This is a genomic window from Luteibacter sp. KNZ12-1A, from assembly GCF_056755675.1.
Genome location: NZ_JBPGXU010000082.1, coordinates 1 through 17,841, shown reverse-complemented (window position 1 = coordinate 17,841; position 17,841 = coordinate 1). Strand labels below are relative to the sequence as shown.

The window sequence follows — 17,841 nt, the reverse complement described above, 5'->3', positions numbered from 1 at the left end:
AGATGTGTATAAGAGACAGGCGATATCGCCTCGGGGCACGAAGCCGTCACCCAGGCCGCCGCGGGGCCACGGTGCGACACCGTCGTCGCCGCCATCGTCGGCGCGGCGGGACTCGACTCGACCCTCGCCGCCGCACGCGCGGGCAAGCGCCTGCTCCTGGCCAACAAGGAATCCATCGTGATGGGCGGGGCGCTGCTGCTCGAGGCGTTGCGCCAGGGTGGCGGCGAGTTGATTCCCATCGACTCCGAACACAACGCCATCTTCCAGTGCCTGCCGGGCGGGCGGCCCGACCTGCAACGCTCGGGCGTCCGCCGGCTCGTCCTCACCGCCTCGGGCGGCCCCTTCCGCGGCCGCACGCGCGCCGACCTGGGCGCGGTCACGCCGGACGAGGCCTGCGCGCATCCCAAGTGGGCCATGGGCCGGAAGATCTCGGTCGACTCGGCCACGCTGATGAACAAGGGCCTGGAAGTGATCGAGGCCCACCACCTGTTCGCCGCGCCGGTGGACGCGATCGAAGTGGTGGTGCACCCGCAGAGCCTGGTCCATTCCATGGTCGACTACGTCGACGGCTCGGTGCTGGCCCAGCTGGGCAACCCCGACATGCGCACGGCCATCGCCTGCGCGCTCGCCTGGCCGGAGCGGATCGAGGCGGGCGTGGCCCCGCTGGATCTCGCCGCCCATGCCCGCCTCGACTTCGAGGCACCCGACACCGATACCTTCCGCTGCCTCGCCCTGGCCTTCGAGGCCTTGCGGACGGGCGGCGACGCCACGGCCATCCTCAACGCGGCCAACGAAGTGGCGGTCGAGGCCTTCCTGGCGGGAACCCTCCCCTTCCTCGGCATCGCGGAGCTCGTCGAACGGGTACTTGAGGAACTGCCAGCCCAACCCGTGGTCGATGTCCAGTCCCTTGTGGAACGTGACGCCGAAGCACGCAGGGTGGCCCGGGACGTGCTTCACCGCGCTTACTGCTAAACTCGCTCCACCCAAACGTTTTTTTATTCGAGACCCTCTCTCTCCGATGAGTCCTGTCCTAGGTTCCGTGTTCTGGCTGCTGGTTACGCTCGGCGTACTGGTGACCTTCCACGAATTCGGCCACTACTGGGTCGCGCGCCGCTGTGGCGTGCGCGTGCTGCGCTTTTCGGTCGGTTTCGGTCGCCCGCTGTGGCGTCGCGTGGCCAAGGACGGCACGGAATACCAGATCGCCGCGATTCCGCTCGGCGGCTACGTCAAGATGCTGGACGCCCGCGAAGGCGACGTCTCGCCCGCCCAGCGCGACGAGGAATTCACCGGCAAGTCGGTCTGGAAGCGCATCGCCATCGTGGCGGCCGGCCCGGCCTTCAATCTCATTTTCACCATCGCCGCGTTCTGGGCGATGTACATGGTCGGCAAGCCGGACGTGGCCCCCGTGATCTCCGCCCAACCCGGCAGTGTCGCCGCCGTGGCCGGCATCCGCCCGGGCGACCGCATCGTCGCCATGAACGGCGATCCGGTGGGCAACTGGAGCGAGGCCACCGAAGTGCTGGCCAATGGCCTGCTCGGCAACGATCCCCTCCCGGTGCGGGTCACCGGCACCGATGGCGCCCAGCGCGACGTCGTGCTGCCCTTGCAGAACCTCGACGCCAACGGCGATATCGGCAAGCGGTTCACCCAACTCGGCCTCGGCCTGCAACTCCCGGCCATCGTGGGCCAGGTGGTCCCCGGCGATCCCGCCTCCCTCGCCGGCATGCGCATCGGCGACCGCATCCTGTCCGTCAACGGCAAGCCGGTGTCCGACTTCGGTGACTTCACCAAGCTGGTGCCGGAACAGGCCGCGATATCGCCGAAGATCGCCGTCACGGTCCAGCGAGACGGGCAGCCGAAGACGTTCGAGATCACCGCCCGGATGAAGTCAGAGCAGGGCCAGCCCACCCGCTGGCTGATCGGCGTGGCACCCCGTCCCATGGAGGAAGCCACGCTGCGCTACGGCCCCGTGCGCGCCTTCAGCGAGTCGCTGCGCGCCACCTGGACGGGCACCGCGTCCACCTTCAACCTGATCGGCAAGATGCTGTCCGGCGAGGCCTCCACCAAGAACCTCTCCGGTGTCATCGGCATCGCCCAGGTCGCCAACGATTCCGCCAATCGTGGCCTCGGCTGGTTCCTGAACTTCCTGGCCCTGGTGTCCCTGAGCCTCGCGATCTTGAACCTCCTGCCCATCCCGGTCTTGGACGGTGGACACCTGCTGTATTACCTTATCGAGTTGATCAAAGGCAGCCCGGTCAGCGAACGCACCATGATCGCCGGCCAGTACGTGGGTATCGTCCTCTTGTTCACGTTGATGGGGCTGGCGTTCTTCAACGACATCCAGCGAATGCTCGTCTCGTGACGGGGATCCACGCGTTGCGCGGAACCCACTCACCGTATCACCCAGGCTATGGACGCTCGCGCGTCCTGCGCCGAACGACGCAGGGCATGAGTCCTGCGCGTGCTCCTCTTCGGTCGCCGGCCTCGTCCGCCGTCGGCTGGAATTAACCCAACGGAATCGACGATGAAGCGTATCGCCGCCCTGATCTTGCTTGCCTCCCTGTCCGCCAATGCGCTTGCCTTCGAGCCGTTCGTCGTTTCCGACATCCGCATCGACGGCCTCACGCGCATCGCGCAGGGCACGGTGCTGAGCTACCTTCCGATCGAGAAGGGTGAAACCCTGAGCGACGACAAGGCGCAAGCCGCCATTCGCGCCCTTTACCAAACCAAGTTCTTCAGCGACGTCGAACTCGACCGCCAGGGCGACATCCTGGTGATCAAGGTCGTCGAGCGCCCGGCCATCGCCAAGCTCACGTTGCGCGGCAACAAGGACATCAAGGAAGACGACCTGCGCAAGGGCCTGAAGGAAATCGGCCTGGCCGAAGGCGAGACCTTCGACCGCCTGTCGCTCGACCGCGTGCAGCAGGAACTGATCCGCCAGTACTACAACCGCGGCAAGTACAACGTCTCGGTCGACCCGCATGTCACCCGCCTCGACCGCAACCGCGTGGCGATCGACATCGAGATCCGCGAAGGCAAGGCGGCGAAGATCAAGGAGATCAACGTCATCGGCAACAAGGCCTTCGCCGACAAGGACATCCGCAAGGGCTTCGAATCGAACACCTCCAACTGGCTGTCCTGGTATTCCAAGGACGACCAGTACTCGCGCGAGAAGCTTTCGGGCGACCTGGAAAAGCTCAGCAACTACTACATGAACCGCGGCTACGCCGACTTCGGCATCGATTCCACGCAGGTGGCCATCAGCCCGGACAAGCGCGCCATGTACGTGGACGCCAGCGTCAAGGAAGGCGAGGTCTATACCGTCTCCGACGTGAAGCTGCTCGGCGAACTCATCCTGCCGGAAGACACCCTGCGCAAGCTGGTCTTCATCCATAAGGGCGACACCTTCAACCGTGGCGCCATCGAGGCCAGCACCGACGCGATCAAGGGCATCCTCGCCAACATCGGCTACGCCTTCGCCAAGGTCACGCCGATTCCGAAGCTCGACAAGGACAAGCGCACCGCCGACCTCACGCTCTTCATCGAGCCGGGCAAGCGCGTGTATGTCCGCCGCGTGGTCTTCCAGGGCAACACCCGTACGGAAGACGAAGTGCTGCGCCGTGAAATGCGCCAGCTCGAAGGCGCCTGGTACTCGCAGGGCGCGATCGACCGTTCGAAGACCCGCCTGCAGCGCCTGGGCTATTTCAAGACCGTGGACATCGACAAGGCGCTGGTGCCCGGCACCGTCGACCAGGTCGACCTCACAGCGAAGGTCGAGGAACAGTCGGCGGGCTCGCTGATGTTCGGCGTCGGCTACTCGCAGTACTCCGGCATCATCCTGTCGGCCTCGGTCTCGCAGAACAACTTCCTGGGTACCGGCGACCGCTTCTCGATCGGCGCTGAAACCAGCACGTACTACAAGCGTGTCAACGCCAGCTACACCAACCCGTACCTGACCGACTCCGGCGTGCAGATCGGCTACAACCTGGGCTACAGCAAGCTGGATTACGGCGACACCGATCTGGCGAACTACACCTACAGCACGAAGTCGTTCGAAACCACGCTGTCGGTCCCCATCACCGACTTCGACTCGGTGTCGACGAGCCTGGGCGTCAGTTCCAACCTGATCAACACCTCGTTCTACACGCCGCAACAACTGGTGGCGTACCAGAACGCCCTGGGCAACAAGACGATCCATTCGTGGACGTCGAGCCTGGGCTACACCCACGACACCCGTAACAGCTACTGGGCACCGACCCGCGGCGGCCAGCTGACGGCCTCGATCTCGGGCGCGCTGCCGGGCTCCACCGTCCAGTTCTACAAGCTGTTCGGCGAAGCCAACCACTACTGGCCGGTCGGCAAGGGCTTCGTGCTCTACCTCGACGGCCAGATCGGCTACGGCAAGACCTACGGCCAGACCTACGACAACGATGGTTACGCCGTCAATGCCGACGGTACCCGTGGCGCGAAGCTCTACAGCAAGGGCGACAAAGTGGAGTTCCCGTTCTGGGAGAACTACTACGCCGGCGGCGTGCGCGACGTGCGCGGCTTCCAGGACAACACCCTGGGCCCACGCCTGTGCGACGGCGGCAGCACGACCTCGGTGCCGAACAGCAAGGGCCAGTGCACGGGCGGCTACTACAGCTACGGCCAGCCCGTCGGTGGCGCGTTCAAGGTGCTCGGTACGGCGCAGGTCTTCCTGCCCCTGCCCTTCCTGAAGGACGTGAACACGGCCCGTGTCTCCTGGTTCGTCGACGTCGGTAACGTCTACAAGGACTACGGTTCCTTCGACGCCAGTGACCTGCGCGCCTCCACCGGCCTGTCGCTGCAGTGGCAGGCGCCGATCGGCCCGCTGATCATCAACTTCGCCGTGCCGTTCCGTAAGAAGGACGCCGACAGCCGCTTCGTCGAACGCATCCAGTTCACCTTCGGCAATACGTTCTAACCGCGGTCTCCAGCGAAGACCCTGTAGAATCATGGGGGTGGCCAGGTGCCACCCCTTTTCTTTTGGGAGCGTTCCGTGAGCGGGAATCCGCAATTCACCCTGGCCGAACTGGCCGCCCGCTTCGACCTCGAAGCGCACGGCGATCCGGCCACCGTCGTGGACGGCGTCGGCACCTTGTCGGCGGCGACCCCGAACCAGTTCACCTTCCTGTCGAACCCCAAGTACACCTCGCAGCTGGCCGAATCGCGAGCCGGCATCGTGGTGCTCGGCGCCGACGCGTTGCCCCTGCGCAAGGGGGCCGCGCTGGTGGCGAAAGATCCCTACGTCGCCTATGCGAAGATCGCCGCCCTGTTCGAGAAACATGCGGCGGCACCGCGCGGCATCCACGTCAGCGCCGTGGTCTCGCCCTCGGCGCGCGTCCATCCCACCGCCAGCGTCGGACCCTGCTGCGTGATCGAGGACGGCGCGGTGATCGAGGAAGGCGCGGTCCTGGGCCCGCACTGCTCGATCGGCCCCGGCTGCGTCGTCGGTGCCGGCAGCCGCCTGGTCGCCCGTGTCACGCTGGTGATCCGCGTGACCCTGGGCGAGCGCGTGCTGGTCCATCCCGGTGCCGTGATCGGTTCCGATGGCTTCGGCCTCGCCTTCGATCGCGATCACTGGGTGAAACTGCCGCAACTCGGCGGCGTGCGCATCGGCAACGACTGCGAAATCGGCGCCAACACCACCATCGACCGCGGCGCCCTGGAAGACACGGTGCTCGAGGAAGACGTGCGCCTGGACAACCAGATCCAGATCGCCCACAACGTGCATATCGGTGCGCACACCGCCATGGCCGGTTGCTCGGCGGTGGCGGGCAGCGCGAAGATCGGCCGCTATTGCCTCATCGGCGGCAACGCGGGTGTCCTCGGCCACCTCGAACTGGCCGACCGGGTTACCATCACGGCGAAAAGCCTCGTGACGGCATCGATCAGGGAACCCGGCGAATACTCGTCCGGCTCCCCGCTGCAGGAAAACCGCCTGTGGCGGCGCAACGCGGCGCGCATGAAACATCTCGACGAGTACGCGCGCCGCCTGGCGGCGCTGGAAAAGGATAAAGGGCAATGACCGAATTGAAAGCTGCCGTGACGCTCCCTGTCGACGTGGAGCAGATCCAGCGGCTCCTGCCGCACCGCTACCCGTTCCTGCTGGTGGACAGGGTGATCGAGATCGAACCCGGCAAATGCATCACCGCGATCAAGAACGTCACCATCAACGAGCCGTTCTTCCAGGGCCACTTCCCCGGTCATCCGGTGATGCCGGGCGTGTTGATCGTCGAGGCCATGGCCCAGACCGCCGGCCTGCTGACCCAGATCACCAGCCAGATCGACGGGAACGCCGGCAGCCCGCTGTTCTACCTGGTCAAGGTGGACAACGCCCGCTTCTCCGCGGTCGTGGCGCCCGGCGACCAGCTGCGGATGGAAGTCTCGCTCAAGCGCCTCATCCGTGGCATGGGCCTGTTCGAGGCCAAGGCCCTGGTCGACGGCAAGGTGGTCGCCTGTTGCGAACTGATGTGCGCCGCAAGGAGCGACAAATGATCCATCCCACCGCGCAGATCGATCCGTCCGCGCGCATCGCGGACAACGTCGCCATCGGTGCGTACAGCATCGTCGGCGCGGAGGTCGTCATCGGCGAGGGCACGACCGTCGGTCCGCACGTGGTGATCGAAGGTCCGACCGTCATCGGCCGCGACAACCGCATCTCGCAGTTCGCATCCATCGGCGGCCCGCCGCAGGACAAGAAGTGGCAGGGTGAGCGTACCGAGGTCGTCATCGGCGACCGTAACCTCATCCGCGAGTTCGTCACGATCAATCGAGGCACCGGCGACGGGGGCGGCATCACCCGGATCGGCAACGACAACTGGCTGCTCGCCTACGTGCACATCGCGCACGATTGCCAGGTGGGCAACCATGTGGTGTTTTCCAACTATTCGGCGCTGGCCGGACATGCGGAGATCGGCGACTGGACGATCCTTTCCGGCTATTCGGGCGTGCACCAGTTCTGCAAGGTGGGCGCGCATGCGTTCATCGGCATGGGTTGCCTGGTCGGATCGGACGTACCGCCGTTCGTGATGATGGCCAACGAAACGCGCGGCCGGCCCCGCGGCATCAACAGCGAAGGGCTCAAGCGCCGCGGCTTCGACACCACGCGCATCGCGGCGATCAAGCGCGCCTACCGCACGCTGTACATGGCCGGCCTGCCATTGGCCGAGGCCCGCGAGCAGTTGCTCGCCCAGGCCGAGACCAGCGAGGACGTGCGCCAGATGCTCGAGTTCATCGATCGCAGCGAGCGCTCGCTCGCCCGCTGACATCCGCTGCGGGAAACACACACCATGCAGCAGAAGAGCAACCCCTCGGCCGAAACACCGTTGATCGCCCTCATCGCCGGCGAGGATTCCGGCGACCAGCTCGGCGCCGATCTCATCGATGCGCTGCGGGCGCGCTTTCCGGGCGCCCGCTTCGCCGGTATCGGCGGCCCGCGCATGCTCGCGCGCGGCTTCGAATCCTGGTACGACATCCGCGAACTGTCGGTCATGGGTTTCGCCGAAGTCGTGAAGCACCTGCCGCGGCTGCTCCGCCTGCGTCGGGAACTGCTGGCCAGGCTCTTCGCGGCGAAGCCCGCCCTCACCATCGGCATCGACGCACCCGACTTCACCCTCGGCGTGGAGCGCAAGCTCAAGGCCGCCGGCCTGGTCACGGCCCACTACGTCAGCCCCTCCGTATGGGCATGGCGCGAAAAGCGCGCCGAGAAGATCGGCCGCTCGGCGGAGCGCGTGCTCTGCCTGTTCCCGATGGAGCCGCCGATCTATGCGAAGCATGGCGTCGACGCGCGCTTCGTCGGCCATCCCCTCGCCGACCGCTTTCCGATGGTGGCCGACCGTGACGGCGCACGCGACGCGCTAGGCCTTCCCCACGACGCACCCGTGCTCGCCGTCCTGCCTGGCAGCCGCCCCAGCGAGATCGAGCGCGTGGGCGCCATCTTCATCGAAGCCGCGCGGCGCATCGCATCGGCCATGCCGGCGCTGCGCATCGTCGTTCCGGCAGCCAACGAGCGCGTGCATGCGCGGCTCACCGAACTGCTACGCGATTTTCCAGGTACGCCACCGCTGTTGACGGACGGCCATGCCCACGACGCCATGGTGGCCGCCGACGCGGTACTGCTCGCCTCGGGCACCGCCACGCTGGAAGCCATGCTGGCCAAGCGGCCGATGGTGGTCGGCTACCGGGTATCGCCGACCAGCTATCGCATCGCGCGGATGCTGCGCATGCTGAAGACCGACGTGTACAGCCTGCCCAACATCCTCGCCCGTGCCTGCGGCCTGGGCCGTGGCCTCCTGGTGCCCGAATTCATGCAGGACGACTGCACGGCCGGGAACCTCGCCCAGGCCACCCTGGAACTGCTCGGCGACAGCGAACGCCGCGGCGCTATCGTGGCGGCCTTCGAGTACCTGCACCAGGAACTGCGCGGAGGCCTCGAAGGCCGTGCGGCCGACCATGCCGCGGACGCCGTGGCCGACCTGGTGGTGGCGTCCGGCTTGCCCGTCACGCCCACCGGGCACTAGGCTTCCACCCATGCCACGCAAGCGCAACGTCACTTCCCAGCTCGCCAGCGACCTCATCGTCGCCGGGGTGGACGAGGCCGGACGGGGGCCGCTCGCCGGGCCCGTGGTGGTTGCCGCGGTGATCCTCGACCCCGCCCGTCCGATCCGCGGTCTCAACGACTCCAAGCAATTGACCGAAGACGTGCGCGAGAAGCTCTACGGCCGGATCGTCGAACGCGCCCTCGCCTACTGCGTGGTCTTCGTCGACCACCAGGAAATCGACCGGATCAATATCTTCCAGGCGACGATGGTGGGCATGACCCGGTCGCTCATGGGCCTCTCGCTCAACCCGCACCTGGCCCTGATCGATGGCAACCGCCTGCCGCGCTCACTGCCCTGCGAAGGCCGCGCCGTGATCGGCGGCGACGCCACGGAACCGGCGATCAGCGCCGCGTCGATCCTCGCGAAGGTGAGCCGTGACCGACACATGCACGCGCTGGACGCGTTGCATCCCGGTTACGGCTTCTCCAGGCACAAGGGCTATGCCGTGCCCGAACACCTCGATGCCCTGGACAGGCTCGGCCCTTGCGAAGTGCACAGGCGCAGCTTCGCGCCGGTGAAGCGCTGGTATCCGGAGCTGGCCGAGGTCAGCGGCGATCTCTTCGAGCCGGCCTGAGCCACGCCGGCCCCATCGGAAAGATCCTAAAGTCAGGCCGAAACCTGCCGATACGAGGGCTAACGCCCTCTCCCGAGGGTGTGCACCTATCCCCTATCGACAGGTACCACCCATGAAGAAGATCGCCATCGCCGTCGCACTGTTCGTCGCCGCGCCGTTGTCCGCCCACGCCGCCTGTGCCGCCAAGGATTTCACCATCGACGGTTTCGCCGTCAAGCTGCAGCAGGGCTCCGGCCAGCCGCGTTTCAGCATGAAGGGCAACCTCGTCAACAAGTGCGGCGAAGCCGCCGCCGCGCAGATCCGCATCGACGCGAAGGACGCGTCCGGCAAGGTCGTCGCCAGCAAGCAGGGGTGGCCGGCCGGCACCTCCAACATCGAACCGGGCAAGAGCGTCGACTTCGACCTGGGCCGCCTGTTCCGCTATTCGCCGGACATGCAGGACTACACCGTGGTCGTGTCCGACGTGAAGGCCTGGTAAGACAAGGCACGCTCTGGTGGGAGGCCTGGCAAGACAAGGCTGACCCTGGTGAGAGGCCTGGAAGACAAGGCTGACTCTGTGGGAGCCGACCTTGTCGGCGATCCCGCGGCAGCGGGCCAGGATGCGGCAAGCACCCATCGCCGACAAGGTCGGCTCCCACCAGAAGCTTGTCCCACCAGAGCCTCGCTCCGGCCAGAGGGCCTGGTTCCCACTGGGGCTTCCAGCGACGGTGCTAGATGGACAGCCAGGCCACCCGCTCACCCGCGGTGAACGCGGTGGATCGCGACGGCAACCATACCAGCGCATGCGCCGAGGCGAGATTGCTCAGCATGTGGGAGTCCTGTCGCGGCAACAGTTCCAGCGATACCGTGCCGTCGACCATGTCCAGGCGCATGCGCAGCAACCTGTCACGCTCCGAGTCCGCCTCGACGTCCGTCTTCAGCACGCCGCTGCGCCACGCGGGTTGCACGCCTTCCTCGCCCTCCAGGCGGGCCAGCACGGCGCGCGCATGCACCGCCAGGCAGACCAGCACGGCCGCCGGGTTGCCCGGCATGCCGAGCAGCGCCTTGCCGTCGCGCATGCCGAACCACAAAGGTTTACCGGGCTTTTGCGCCACCTTCCAGAACACGTTGCGCACGCCGAGCCGATCGGCGACGACGGGGATGAAATCGCGATCGCCCACTGAGACGCCACCGCTGGTGACGACGAGGTCCGCGCTGTCGAGGGCGGCGCTCATGGCCTCTTCGAGCGCGCTCTCGTCATCGCGGACATAGGCCACCACGGGCTCGCCGTAGCCGTGTTCGACGAACCACGCGCGCAACAACGGCCCGTTGGCGTCGTAGACCTGTCCAGGACCGAGCGGTTCGCCCACGCGCACCACTTCGTCGCCGGTGACCAGCACCACCACGCGCGGCCGCCGATACACGTCCAGGGAATCGATGCCGGCCATCGCCAGGGCCGCGAGCAGGCCCGCGGTGACGCGTTGTCCCGCCTTGGCGATGACCGCGCCGGCGCGGAGTTCCTCGCCCTCATGGCGAATGGCTTCGCCCACATGCACGCGCTCGCGCAGCACGATGCCTTCACCCGTGCGCTCGACGATTTCCTGCCGGGCCACGGCATTCGCGCCGTCGGGCAACATGCCTCCGGTAAGGATACGTACGGCCTGCCCCGGCCCGACGGACACCTTCGCGGGATCGCCGGCCGCTGCCGTGCCAATGAGCGTCAGGGGCGCGACGCCATCGTCGGCTCGCACCGCATAACCATCCACGGCGCTCTGGGTGAAGCGCGGCAGCGCGATACGCGCCGTCGGCGATTCGGCCAATACCGCGCCGAGCGCCAGCTCCAGGGGAACCCGATGCGTCGGCAAGGCGCGCACGGCGGCGCGGTAATGGTCGAGCGCCTGTTCGATCGGCAACAACGCCATGTCAGTGGGCTTCGCCGTAGCCACCGGGATGCCTGCCACCCGCGCGCCCGGTTTCCAGCAGGTGGACCAGGCCGGGCAAGGTCGCCGCCAGCGACTCGCTCGCCCCCCCGCGGCTCCCCGGGAAGGTGGCGATCAGCGTATCGCTCGCGTATCCGGCGATACCACGCGAAAGCATGGCGAACGGCATGCGCTTCTGGCCGAAGGCTCGCGCCGCTTCCATGATGCCGGGGATCTCCACGTCGAGCATCGGCCGGACCGTGTCCACCGTGATATCGCGGGGACCGAGGCCCGTCCCGCCAACGGTGACGACGAGCGCCACGCCGCCGTCCACCAGCGAGCGCAGGAGGTCGGCAAGCACCTCCGCGTCATCGGCGATCACGGCATACTCGACCGGCGCGAAGTTCGCCTCGATCAGCGCGTCGCGCACGTACGCTCCTGCCGTATCCGGCTTGGCGCCACTGGCCACCGTATCGGACAACACGACCACCGCGGCACTGCGTGGCGTATCCAACGCGCGCCGGTAGTGGGATTTGCCGCCGGTCTTGCGCTCGAGACGGCAATCCTCGATATGCAGCTCGTCGGGCTCGGCGTAGGGCTTGAGCATGTCGTAGATCGTGAGCGCCGCGAGGCTGGCCGCCGTGAGCGCTTCCATCTCGACCCCGGTGGGGCCGATGGTCTGCACTTCGGCGATCACGCGTACGAAGGTATCGGCCAGTTCGTAATGCACGTCCGCCCGGTGGATCGGCAACGGGTGGCACAACGGAATGAGTTCATCGGTGCGCTTGGCGGCGAGAATGCCGGCGACACGCGCCGTCTTCAGCGGGTCGCCCTTCTCGGTCTCGCCACTGCGCAACAGGTCGATGCAGGAGGCGGGGGCATGGAGGGTGGCGGTGGCGCGTGCGACGCGCAGGGAATCGGGCTTCTGGCTGACGTCTTTCATCCGTGGCTCGTGTGCGAATGGTGGCGATGCGACGTGACGGCCGGTGCGTCGAGGTCGTCGCGGATGCAGCAGCCCTCCACGAAGGCACTGCTTCCATCGGCGTAGAACTCTTCCTTCCAGATCGGCGCGCCATGCTTCACCGCGTCCACCGCGTAACGGCAGGCATCGAACGCTTCCGCGCGATGCGGGGCGCGGACCACGCAGGCGATCGCGACGTCGCCGATGGAAAGATCGCCCAGCCGATGGACGATGCGCACATACGGTACCCCGTAGCGCTCGCGCGTTGCGTGCTCGACGTCGCGAATCACCTTCGCGGCCAGCGGCTCGTGCGCCGTGTACTTCAGGTGACGCACCTGCCTTCCTTCATGGTGGTCGCGCACCGTGCCGACGAAGAGCGCCAGCCCGCCGCATTCCGGATGGGCATCCAGTTCCAGCAAGGGCTCGACGGCGATGGGGGCGTGTGAAAGAACCTCGTGAGACATGTTCAACCTCCGGCCACGGGCGGCAACAGGGCGATCCGGCGGCTGGCCGGAAGAGGATCGGCGCGGCGGACGATGGTGTCGCCGGAGACGCAGGCGCAACGTTCGAGCGAACCGGCGAGCTCCGGCCGCTGCCTGGCCAGCACGGCCAATGCGTCGGCCACGGTGACGGTCTCCTCGCCGGCATCGACACGGCATTCGCTGGCCCCGGCCAGCCGTTCGAGGTTGGCGAAAAGTTCGAAGACGATCGGTTTCATGGATATCCCTGGAATACGGAAGTTCACCCGCCCATGGCATGCATGGTCAGTGGGCGGTCGACCGGTCCGGGCCGCGAGGCGTAGCCCGCATCCTTCAGCCATACGGCCCGGGCGACCTGCGCGGCCAACGTCTCGTCATCCACGCCTTCACGCAGGCGTGCGCCCAGGGGCGTGCCGATGGGCGAGAACAGGCAGGTGAACAACTCGCCGGTGGCGGTGATGCGCAGCCGGTCGCAGGTGGAACAGAACGGATTGGATACCGTGGAAATGATGCCCAGCGGATACCGTCCGTCGACGAGATAGGGCGTGGCCGGATCGTGGCCGCGGGGCACGCTTTCCACATGGTGCCGTTCACCGATGGCCGCGAGTATCTCGGCCTCGGAAACGACGGCGTCGCGTTTCCAGTGGCCCGGCGCGTCCAGCGGCATGTACTCGATGAAGCGCAACGGCAATCCCCGCGCCATCGCCCACTCGAGCAGGGACACCACGTCCTTCTCGTTGTCGCCGCGGATCACCACGGCGTTGAGCTTCACCTTCGCCCCTGCTTCCACCAGTGCGTCGATGCCGTCCAGCACCGGCGCGATCTCGCGCCGGGTCAGGCGGCGAAAGGTGTCCGGGTCGATCGCGTCGAGGCTCACGTTGAAATCGTCGATACCCGCTTCCACCAGTTCGCGAGCCTTGGGCGCGATGCGCGAGGCATTGGTGGTCATCGAAAGGCGCGAGAGCCCGCGCGCGCGGAGCGCGCTTATCTCCCGCACGCATTCGGAGAGGTCGCGGCGCAGCAGCGGCTCGCCGCCGGTCAGGCGGATCTGGTCGATGCCGTGGTCCACGAACAGGCCGGCCAGGCGCACGATCTCGCCGCGTCCGAGCAGGCTGGCACGGGGCAGCCAGTCCGGATGTTCCGGCATGCAGTACGTGCAGCGGAAGTTGCAGCGGTCGGTCAAGGATATCCGCAGCTTGCGCTTGGTACGTCCGTGGCGGTCGATGAGTGGGGACATGGTTGCCTTAGCAGAGCATAGTGGTCGTGAGACGGGTGTTCCGGCCCGGTCGCGATCTTCGTACCCAATCGTGCCAGACTTCGCCCATGAGCGCCTTGCATCCCTTCGTCGCAGCCGCATGGCCCGAATGGCCCGACTATGCCCTCGTCGAGGACCTGCTGCCGCCGCTACGCGAATTCGCGCGCGCCGGGCGGGTTGTCCTCGCCACGCTGGTAAGCATCGACGGCCCGTCGCCACGCCCCTTGGGCAGCGAAATGGCGATCGCGGCGGATGGCCGCGTCGCCGGCTACGTGTCCGGTGGCTGCGTGGAGGCCGCCGTGGCCAGCGAGGCCGCCATGGTCCTGGCGGACGGCCATCCCCGCCTGCTCGATTACGGCGTCGGCAGCCCGGTCATCGACATCCAGCTGAGTTGCGGAGGCCGCATCGGCATCTTCGTTCGTGAACTGCGCGAGCCCTCCGCGTATGTTAATTCGCTTGCGCTGGCCCGCCGCGCGCGGCGCACGGTCACCGTCCTGAGCGATGCAACCGACGGCGCCTGGCGCATCGAAGACGGTGTGCACGCCGGCGATGCCGGCACCTATGCGACCGTGCACCGGCCACCGCTGCGCCTGGTCGCCGTCGGCGGCGATCCGGTCACGCTGGCGGTGGCGACGCTCGCGCCCTTCGTCGGCATCGAAGTCGTGCTCCTTCGACCGCACGGTCCGGCGCGGCCGCCGGAGGGCGTCACGCTCGCCGGTTACGACGCCCGCGCGCTGCCGGTGGCGCTGGCCGACCTGGCCGTGGACGAACGAACCGCCATCTACTCCCTCAGTCATGACGCCGAGGTGGATCACGCCGTGGCGATCCACGCGCTTCGCTCCCCGGCCTTCGCGGTAGGCGTGCTGGGTAGCCGGAACAAGATCGCCTCGCGTGTCCAGCGGTTGAAGGACGATGGGGTGGGTGAGCACGACCTGCACCGCCTGAACCTGCCGGCAGGACTGCCCATCGGCGCGCAGACGCCCCACGGCATCGCGTTTTCGATCATCGCCCAGGTCTGCCAGCGCGACCGCGCTCGCCAGGCGTGACGGTCGCGCACGACGCCGTGATCCTGGCCGCGGGTGGCAGCCGCCGCCTCGGCCGTCCCAAACAACTGTTGACGGTGGGCGGCGAGCCGCTCGTCGCTCGCGTGGCGCGGCTCGCGCTGGGTACGCGACCATCGCGGACGCTGGTGATCGTGGGTGCCCACCAGGACGCCGTCACGGCGGCCCTGGCTCCGTACGATGTGGAAATCGTCGCCAATCCGGCGTGGACGACCGGCATGGCATCGTCCCTGCGGTTGGCGGCGCACGCGTTGCACGGCCGTCACCAGCCGGTCCTGCTGGCAGTCGTCGACCAGCCCGCCCTGATGGCCTCGCACTTCGCCGCGCTGCTCGCGGCGCACGACGACAGCCGCGACACCGTCAGCGCCTATGGCGATGCTCAGGGTGTCCCGGCTGTCCTCCGTGCGTCGACCCTGGCGCGCGCGACGGCGCTTGCCGGCGACACGGGATTCCGGCGTCTCTGGGCGCAGGTTCCGCCGCATGCCGTTCGCGCCGACGAGCTCGGTGAAGACCTCGACGACGAAGCGGCCGTGGTCCGGGCCGTGGCCGCCGGCCTGTTGGACGGCCCGCGGCACCCGTCCGCGTAGCAGCTGCAAGAAAACGGGCCTTTCCCCGGTCATACTCCGGACCACCCGCCAGGGAATCGCCATGACCGCCACCCGCCTCGTCTACCGCCACCGCTGGCCGGTGCGCGTGATGCACTGGATCAACGTGGTCTGCCTCTGCGTACTGCTCGGCAGCGGCCTGCAGATATTCAATGCCCACCCCGCGCTTTACTGGGGCGACCGTTCCGATCCCGGCAAGGCCGTGCTCGCCCTCGAAGGCGGTCAGGATGCGCAGGGAAACCCGCGCGGAACCACCCGCATCGGCACGCATGCGTTCGATACCACCGGGGTCCTCGGCGCATCGAAGGTCGATGGTGAATGGACCGCTCGCGGCTTCCCCGCCTGGGCGACCATTCCGGGACCGGCGTGGCTCGCGATGGGCCGGCGTTGGCACTTCTTCTTCGCCTGGCTGTTCGTCGCCAATGGCATCGCCTACGTCGGCTGGTCGCTGGCCAGCCGGCACCTCACCCGCGACCTCGTCCCCACGCGGGCCGACTGGCGCGGCATCGGCCGTTCGATCCTGGACCACCTGCGCTTCCGCCATCCGCAAGGCGAGGAAGCCCTTCGATACAACGTGCTCCAGCGGGTGGCCTACCTGCTGGCGATCTTCGTCTTCGGCGGGGGCATCGTGCTGATGGGCATCGCCATGTCGCCGCGCATGGACGCGGTGCTGCACTGGCTGGTCGATGCCGTGGGCGGTCGACAGTCCGCACGGACGATCCATTTCGTCATCGCCACGGCCTTCGTGGCCTTCGTGCTCGTGCACGTCTTCGAAGTGCTGGTGAGCGGCCCGCTGAACCAGTTGCGCGGGATGATCACCGGTTGGTACCGGATTCGCGAGGAACGACGGGAGACCCACCATGACTGATCGCCGGGCATTCCTGCGCAACACCGTGCTCGCCCTGGGGGGCGCCGCGCTGACCGGTTGCGACCGCGTTTCGGAAAGCGACACCGGCGCGAAGGTGCTGGAATCCGCCGAGGCGGTGACCCGCCGCGTGCAGCGCTTTCTTTCGCCCTCGCGTGCCCTGGCCAGGGAATACACGGAGGCCGATATCTCAGCGGTATTCAAGCCGAATGGAAGCATCCTGCCCGACACGCCGGCATACCAGGCGCTCCTGCGCAACGGCTTCGCCGACTATCGCCTCGAGGTGGACGGCATGGTCGAACGTCCTTCACGCCTCTCCATCGAGGACCTGAAAGCCCTCGGCACGCGCACGCAGATCACCCGCCACGACTGCGTCGAGGGCTGGAGCGTTATCGGCAAATGGACCGGCACGCCGCTGGCTTCCGTGCTCGACCATGTCGGCGCGAAACCAGGCGCCCGCTACGTCGTCTTCCATTGCTTCGACAACTACGAGGACGACACGCCCTACTACGAGAGCATCGACCTGGACGAGGCACGCCACCCGCAGACCCTGCTGGCCTATGGCCTCAACGGCGGCGACCTGCCCGTGGCCAATGGCGCGCCGTTGCGCCTGCGCGTGGAACGGCAGCTCGGTTACAAGCACGCCAAGTACCTGCGCCGGATCGAACTGGTCTCCTCCTTCGCGGACATCGGCGAAGGCAATGGCGGGTACTGGGAAGACAATGGTTACGAGTGGTATGCGGGCATATGAAGCGAGGCCTTTTCCGCATTGCATCAACCGGCCCCTGAAAAAAAGGGGTCGAAATGCAAAAAAACTTCGCGGACCCTATTTTCAGCGGACGAAAGCAACGCTAGAGTGAGTCGCCCGCTGGGCATCGGCCGGAACGGCCGCCTCATTCGATCAAAGTGACAAGGATAACCATGGCCAAGACCACCAAAACGGCGGCGAAGAAGGCCGCTGCCAAGGCTCCCGCCAAGGCTGCGAAGGCGCCGGCCGCCCTCAAGCCGATCAAGGATCCGCTGTCGAAGTCGTCGCTCGTCTCGCACATCGTCGAGCAGAGCGGTGTCGACAGCAAGAGCGTGAAGGCCGTTCTGGCCTCGCTGGAAGGCGCGATCTCCGCGTCCGTCCACAAGAAGGGCGCTGGCACGTTCACGCTGCCCGGCCTGCTGAAGATCACCTCGGTTGCCGTCCCGGCGAAGCCGAAGCGCAAGGGCAAGGACCCGTTCACGGGTGAAGAGCGTTGGTTCGCCGCCAAGCCCGCTTCGGTCAAGGTCAAGGTCCGTCCGCTGAAGAAGCTCAAGGACGCGGCCGCCTGATTCCACGCGGTGGTTCGTCCACCGCGTCCGACCAGGTAACCGAAAGCCCCCGCTCATGGCGGGGGCTTTTTTGTTGGTGACCGTGGAAGACCCCTGCTGGGATAGTTTTGGTGGGAGGCCCCCCAATGTGGGGGACCCCCCCCCCCGGGCCCGGGACAAAGAGCCCCCCAACCCCCCCAAAAACGCGACCCACCAACCAAAA

The 17,841-nt window shown here is 67.1% G+C and carries 18 protein-coding genes and 1 pseudogene; 14 read left to right on the top strand and 5 right to left on the bottom strand.

What is annotated here, in order from left to right; all coding sequences use genetic code 11:
* Window positions 1-27: 27 nt before the first annotated feature.
* The 9 genes and pseudogenes from dxr to ACR9ZJ_RS14710 all read left to right on the top strand — a co-directional run.
* Window positions 28-972: pseudogene (dxr, locus tag ACR9ZJ_RS14750) on the top strand (1-deoxy-D-xylulose-5-phosphate reductoisomerase); the annotation flags it as partial.
* Window positions 973-1,018: 46 nt separating this feature from the next.
* Complete coding sequence (rseP, locus tag ACR9ZJ_RS14745; protein ID WP_481288163.1) at window positions 1,019-2,362, top strand: RIP metalloprotease RseP; 1,344 nt, start codon at window positions 1,019-1,021, stop codon at window positions 2,360-2,362.
* A gap of 162 nt (window positions 2,363-2,524) precedes the next feature.
* Window positions 2,525-4,945 carry an outer membrane protein assembly factor BamA gene (gene bamA / locus ACR9ZJ_RS14740; RefSeq protein ID WP_481281214.1) on the top strand — a complete coding sequence of 807 codons (2,421 nt, stop codon included), beginning with the start codon at window positions 2,525-2,527 and terminating at the stop codon, window positions 4,943-4,945.
* A 75-nt stretch (window positions 4,946-5,020) separates the two neighbouring features.
* The gene (gene lpxD, locus ACR9ZJ_RS14735; protein ID WP_481281215.1) at window positions 5,021-6,049 is read left to right on the top strand and encodes a UDP-3-O-(3-hydroxymyristoyl)glucosamine N-acyltransferase; all 1,029 of its coding nucleotides are present in this window, start codon (window positions 5,021-5,023) and stop codon (window positions 6,047-6,049) included.
* Entirely contained in the window at window positions 6,046-6,519 is a 474-nt protein-coding gene (gene fabZ, locus ACR9ZJ_RS14730; protein WP_429197761.1) for a 3-hydroxyacyl-ACP dehydratase FabZ, read from the top strand. Before lpxD ends, fabZ begins: the two co-directional genes overlap by 4 nt.
* Window positions 6,516-7,289 carry an acyl-ACP--UDP-N-acetylglucosamine O-acyltransferase gene (gene lpxA / locus ACR9ZJ_RS14725; RefSeq protein WP_481281216.1) on the top strand — a complete coding sequence of 258 codons (774 nt, stop codon included), beginning with the start codon at window positions 6,516-6,518 and terminating at the stop codon, window positions 7,287-7,289. Before fabZ ends, lpxA begins: the two co-directional genes overlap by 4 nt.
* A 24-nt stretch (window positions 7,290-7,313) precedes the next feature.
* Window positions 7,314-8,543, top strand: a complete 1,230-nt coding sequence (gene lpxB / locus ACR9ZJ_RS14720) for a lipid-A-disaccharide synthase (protein WP_481281217.1) — start codon at window positions 7,314-7,316, stop codon at window positions 8,541-8,543.
* A gap of 10 nt (window positions 8,544-8,553) precedes the next feature.
* On the top strand, window positions 8,554-9,198 hold the full coding sequence (gene rnhB, locus ACR9ZJ_RS14715; protein WP_481288162.1) for a ribonuclease HII: 645 nt from the start codon (window positions 8,554-8,556) through the stop codon (window positions 9,196-9,198).
* Window positions 9,199-9,310: 112 nt separating this feature from the next.
* Window positions 9,311-9,676: a hypothetical protein gene (locus ACR9ZJ_RS14710; protein WP_481281219.1), complete on the top strand. Its 366-nt coding sequence runs from the start codon at window positions 9,311-9,313 to the stop codon at window positions 9,674-9,676.
* A 232-nt stretch (window positions 9,677-9,908) separates the two neighbouring features.
* Here ACR9ZJ_RS14710 and ACR9ZJ_RS14705 read toward each other — a convergent pair whose 3' ends face one another.
* The 5 genes from ACR9ZJ_RS14705 to moaA are packed head-to-tail and all read right to left on the bottom strand — an operon-like array spanning window position 9,909 to window position 13,773.
* Window positions 9,909-11,099, bottom strand: coding sequence for a molybdopterin molybdotransferase MoeA (locus ACR9ZJ_RS14705; protein WP_481288161.1), 1,191 nt, complete (start codon window positions 11,097-11,099; stop codon window positions 9,909-9,911).
* Between the two features lies 1 nt (window position 11,100).
* Window positions 11,101-12,039: a bifunctional molybdenum cofactor biosynthesis protein MoaC/MoaB gene (gene moaCB, locus ACR9ZJ_RS14700; RefSeq protein WP_481288160.1), complete on the bottom strand. Its 939-nt coding sequence runs from the start codon at window positions 12,037-12,039 to the stop codon at window positions 11,101-11,103.
* Window positions 12,036-12,521: a molybdenum cofactor biosynthesis protein MoaE gene (locus tag ACR9ZJ_RS14695; protein WP_481281222.1), complete on the bottom strand. Its 486-nt coding sequence runs from the start codon at window positions 12,519-12,521 to the stop codon at window positions 12,036-12,038. The genes moaCB and ACR9ZJ_RS14695 overlap by 4 nt, the downstream gene beginning before the upstream one ends.
* Before the next feature lie 2 nt (window positions 12,522-12,523).
* Window positions 12,524-12,775: a MoaD/ThiS family protein gene (locus ACR9ZJ_RS14690; RefSeq protein WP_481281223.1), complete on the bottom strand. Its 252-nt coding sequence runs from the start codon at window positions 12,773-12,775 to the stop codon at window positions 12,524-12,526.
* A 23-nt stretch (window positions 12,776-12,798) separates the two neighbouring features.
* Window positions 12,799-13,773 (bottom strand): GTP 3',8-cyclase MoaA, encoded by a 975-nt coding sequence (gene moaA, locus ACR9ZJ_RS14685; RefSeq protein ID WP_481288159.1) that lies wholly within the window; start codon window positions 13,771-13,773, stop codon window positions 12,799-12,801.
* An 86-nt stretch (window positions 13,774-13,859) separates the two neighbouring features.
* Between moaA and ACR9ZJ_RS14680 the strand changes: the two genes are divergently transcribed.
* The 5 genes from ACR9ZJ_RS14680 to ACR9ZJ_RS14660 all read left to right on the top strand — a co-directional run bounded on the left by ACR9ZJ_RS14680 (window position 13,860) and on the right by ACR9ZJ_RS14660 (window position 17,639).
* Window positions 13,860-14,837 carry an XdhC family protein gene (locus tag ACR9ZJ_RS14680; protein WP_481288158.1) on the top strand — a complete coding sequence of 326 codons (978 nt, stop codon included), beginning with the start codon at window positions 13,860-13,862 and terminating at the stop codon, window positions 14,835-14,837.
* On the top strand, window positions 14,834-15,439 hold the full coding sequence (locus ACR9ZJ_RS14675; RefSeq protein ID WP_481288157.1) for a nucleotidyltransferase family protein: 606 nt from the start codon (window positions 14,834-14,836) through the stop codon (window positions 15,437-15,439). The genes ACR9ZJ_RS14680 and ACR9ZJ_RS14675 overlap by 4 nt, the downstream gene beginning before the upstream one ends.
* A 61-nt stretch (window positions 15,440-15,500) precedes the next feature.
* Window positions 15,501-16,325, top strand: a complete 825-nt coding sequence (locus tag ACR9ZJ_RS14670; RefSeq protein ID WP_481281227.1) for a cytochrome b/b6 domain-containing protein — start codon at window positions 15,501-15,503, stop codon at window positions 16,323-16,325.
* Complete coding sequence (locus tag ACR9ZJ_RS14665; RefSeq protein WP_481288156.1) at window positions 16,318-17,073, top strand: molybdopterin-binding protein; 756 nt, start codon at window positions 16,318-16,320, stop codon at window positions 17,071-17,073. The genes ACR9ZJ_RS14670 and ACR9ZJ_RS14665 overlap by 8 nt, the downstream gene beginning before the upstream one ends.
* 170 nt (window positions 17,074-17,243) lie before the next feature.
* Window positions 17,244-17,639, top strand: a complete 396-nt coding sequence (locus ACR9ZJ_RS14660; RefSeq protein ID WP_481281229.1) for an HU family DNA-binding protein — start codon at window positions 17,244-17,246, stop codon at window positions 17,637-17,639.
* The last annotated feature ends 202 nt before the right edge of the window (window positions 17,640-17,841 follow it).

Excerpts from the sequence above, each read along its gene's own strand:
- ACR9ZJ_RS14710 (WP_481281219.1), top strand. The coding sequence starts at position 9,311 with ATGAAGAAGATCGCCATCGCCGTCGCACTGTTCGTCGCCGCGCCGTTG.
- rnhB (WP_481288162.1), top strand. The coding sequence starts at position 8,554 with ATGCCACGCAAGCGCAACGTCACTTCCCAGCTCGCCAGCGACCTCATC.
- rseP (WP_481288163.1), top strand. The coding sequence starts at position 1,019 with ATGAGTCCTGTCCTAGGTTCCGTGTTCTGGCTGCTGGTTACGCTCGGC.
- moaCB (WP_481288160.1), bottom strand. The coding sequence starts at position 12,039 with ATGAAAGACGTCAGCCAGAAGCCCGATTCCCTGCGCGTCGCACGCGCC.
- moaA (WP_481288159.1), bottom strand. The coding sequence starts at position 13,773 with ATGTCCCCACTCATCGACCGCCACGGACGTACCAAGCGCAAGCTGCGG.
- bamA (WP_481281214.1), top strand. The coding sequence starts at position 2,525 with ATGAAGCGTATCGCCGCCCTGATCTTGCTTGCCTCCCTGTCCGCCAAT.
- fabZ (WP_429197761.1), top strand. The coding sequence starts at position 6,046 with ATGACCGAATTGAAAGCTGCCGTGACGCTCCCTGTCGACGTGGAGCAG.
- ACR9ZJ_RS14665 (WP_481288156.1), top strand. The coding sequence starts at position 16,318 with ATGACTGATCGCCGGGCATTCCTGCGCAACACCGTGCTCGCCCTGGGG.
- ACR9ZJ_RS14680 (WP_481288158.1), top strand. The coding sequence starts at position 13,860 with ATGAGCGCCTTGCATCCCTTCGTCGCAGCCGCATGGCCCGAATGGCCC.
- ACR9ZJ_RS14695 (WP_481281222.1), bottom strand. The coding sequence starts at position 12,521 with ATGTCTCACGAGGTTCTTTCACACGCCCCCATCGCCGTCGAGCCCTTG.
- lpxA (WP_481281216.1), top strand. The coding sequence starts at position 6,516 with ATGATCCATCCCACCGCGCAGATCGATCCGTCCGCGCGCATCGCGGAC.
- ACR9ZJ_RS14690 (WP_481281223.1), bottom strand. The coding sequence starts at position 12,775 with ATGAAACCGATCGTCTTCGAACTTTTCGCCAACCTCGAACGGCTGGCC.
- ACR9ZJ_RS14670 (WP_481281227.1), top strand. The coding sequence starts at position 15,501 with ATGACCGCCACCCGCCTCGTCTACCGCCACCGCTGGCCGGTGCGCGTG.
- ACR9ZJ_RS14660 (WP_481281229.1), top strand. The coding sequence starts at position 17,244 with ATGGCCAAGACCACCAAAACGGCGGCGAAGAAGGCCGCTGCCAAGGCT.
- lpxB (WP_481281217.1), top strand. The coding sequence starts at position 7,314 with ATGCAGCAGAAGAGCAACCCCTCGGCCGAAACACCGTTGATCGCCCTC.
- ACR9ZJ_RS14705 (WP_481288161.1), bottom strand. The coding sequence starts at position 11,099 with ATGGCGTTGTTGCCGATCGAACAGGCGCTCGACCATTACCGCGCCGCC.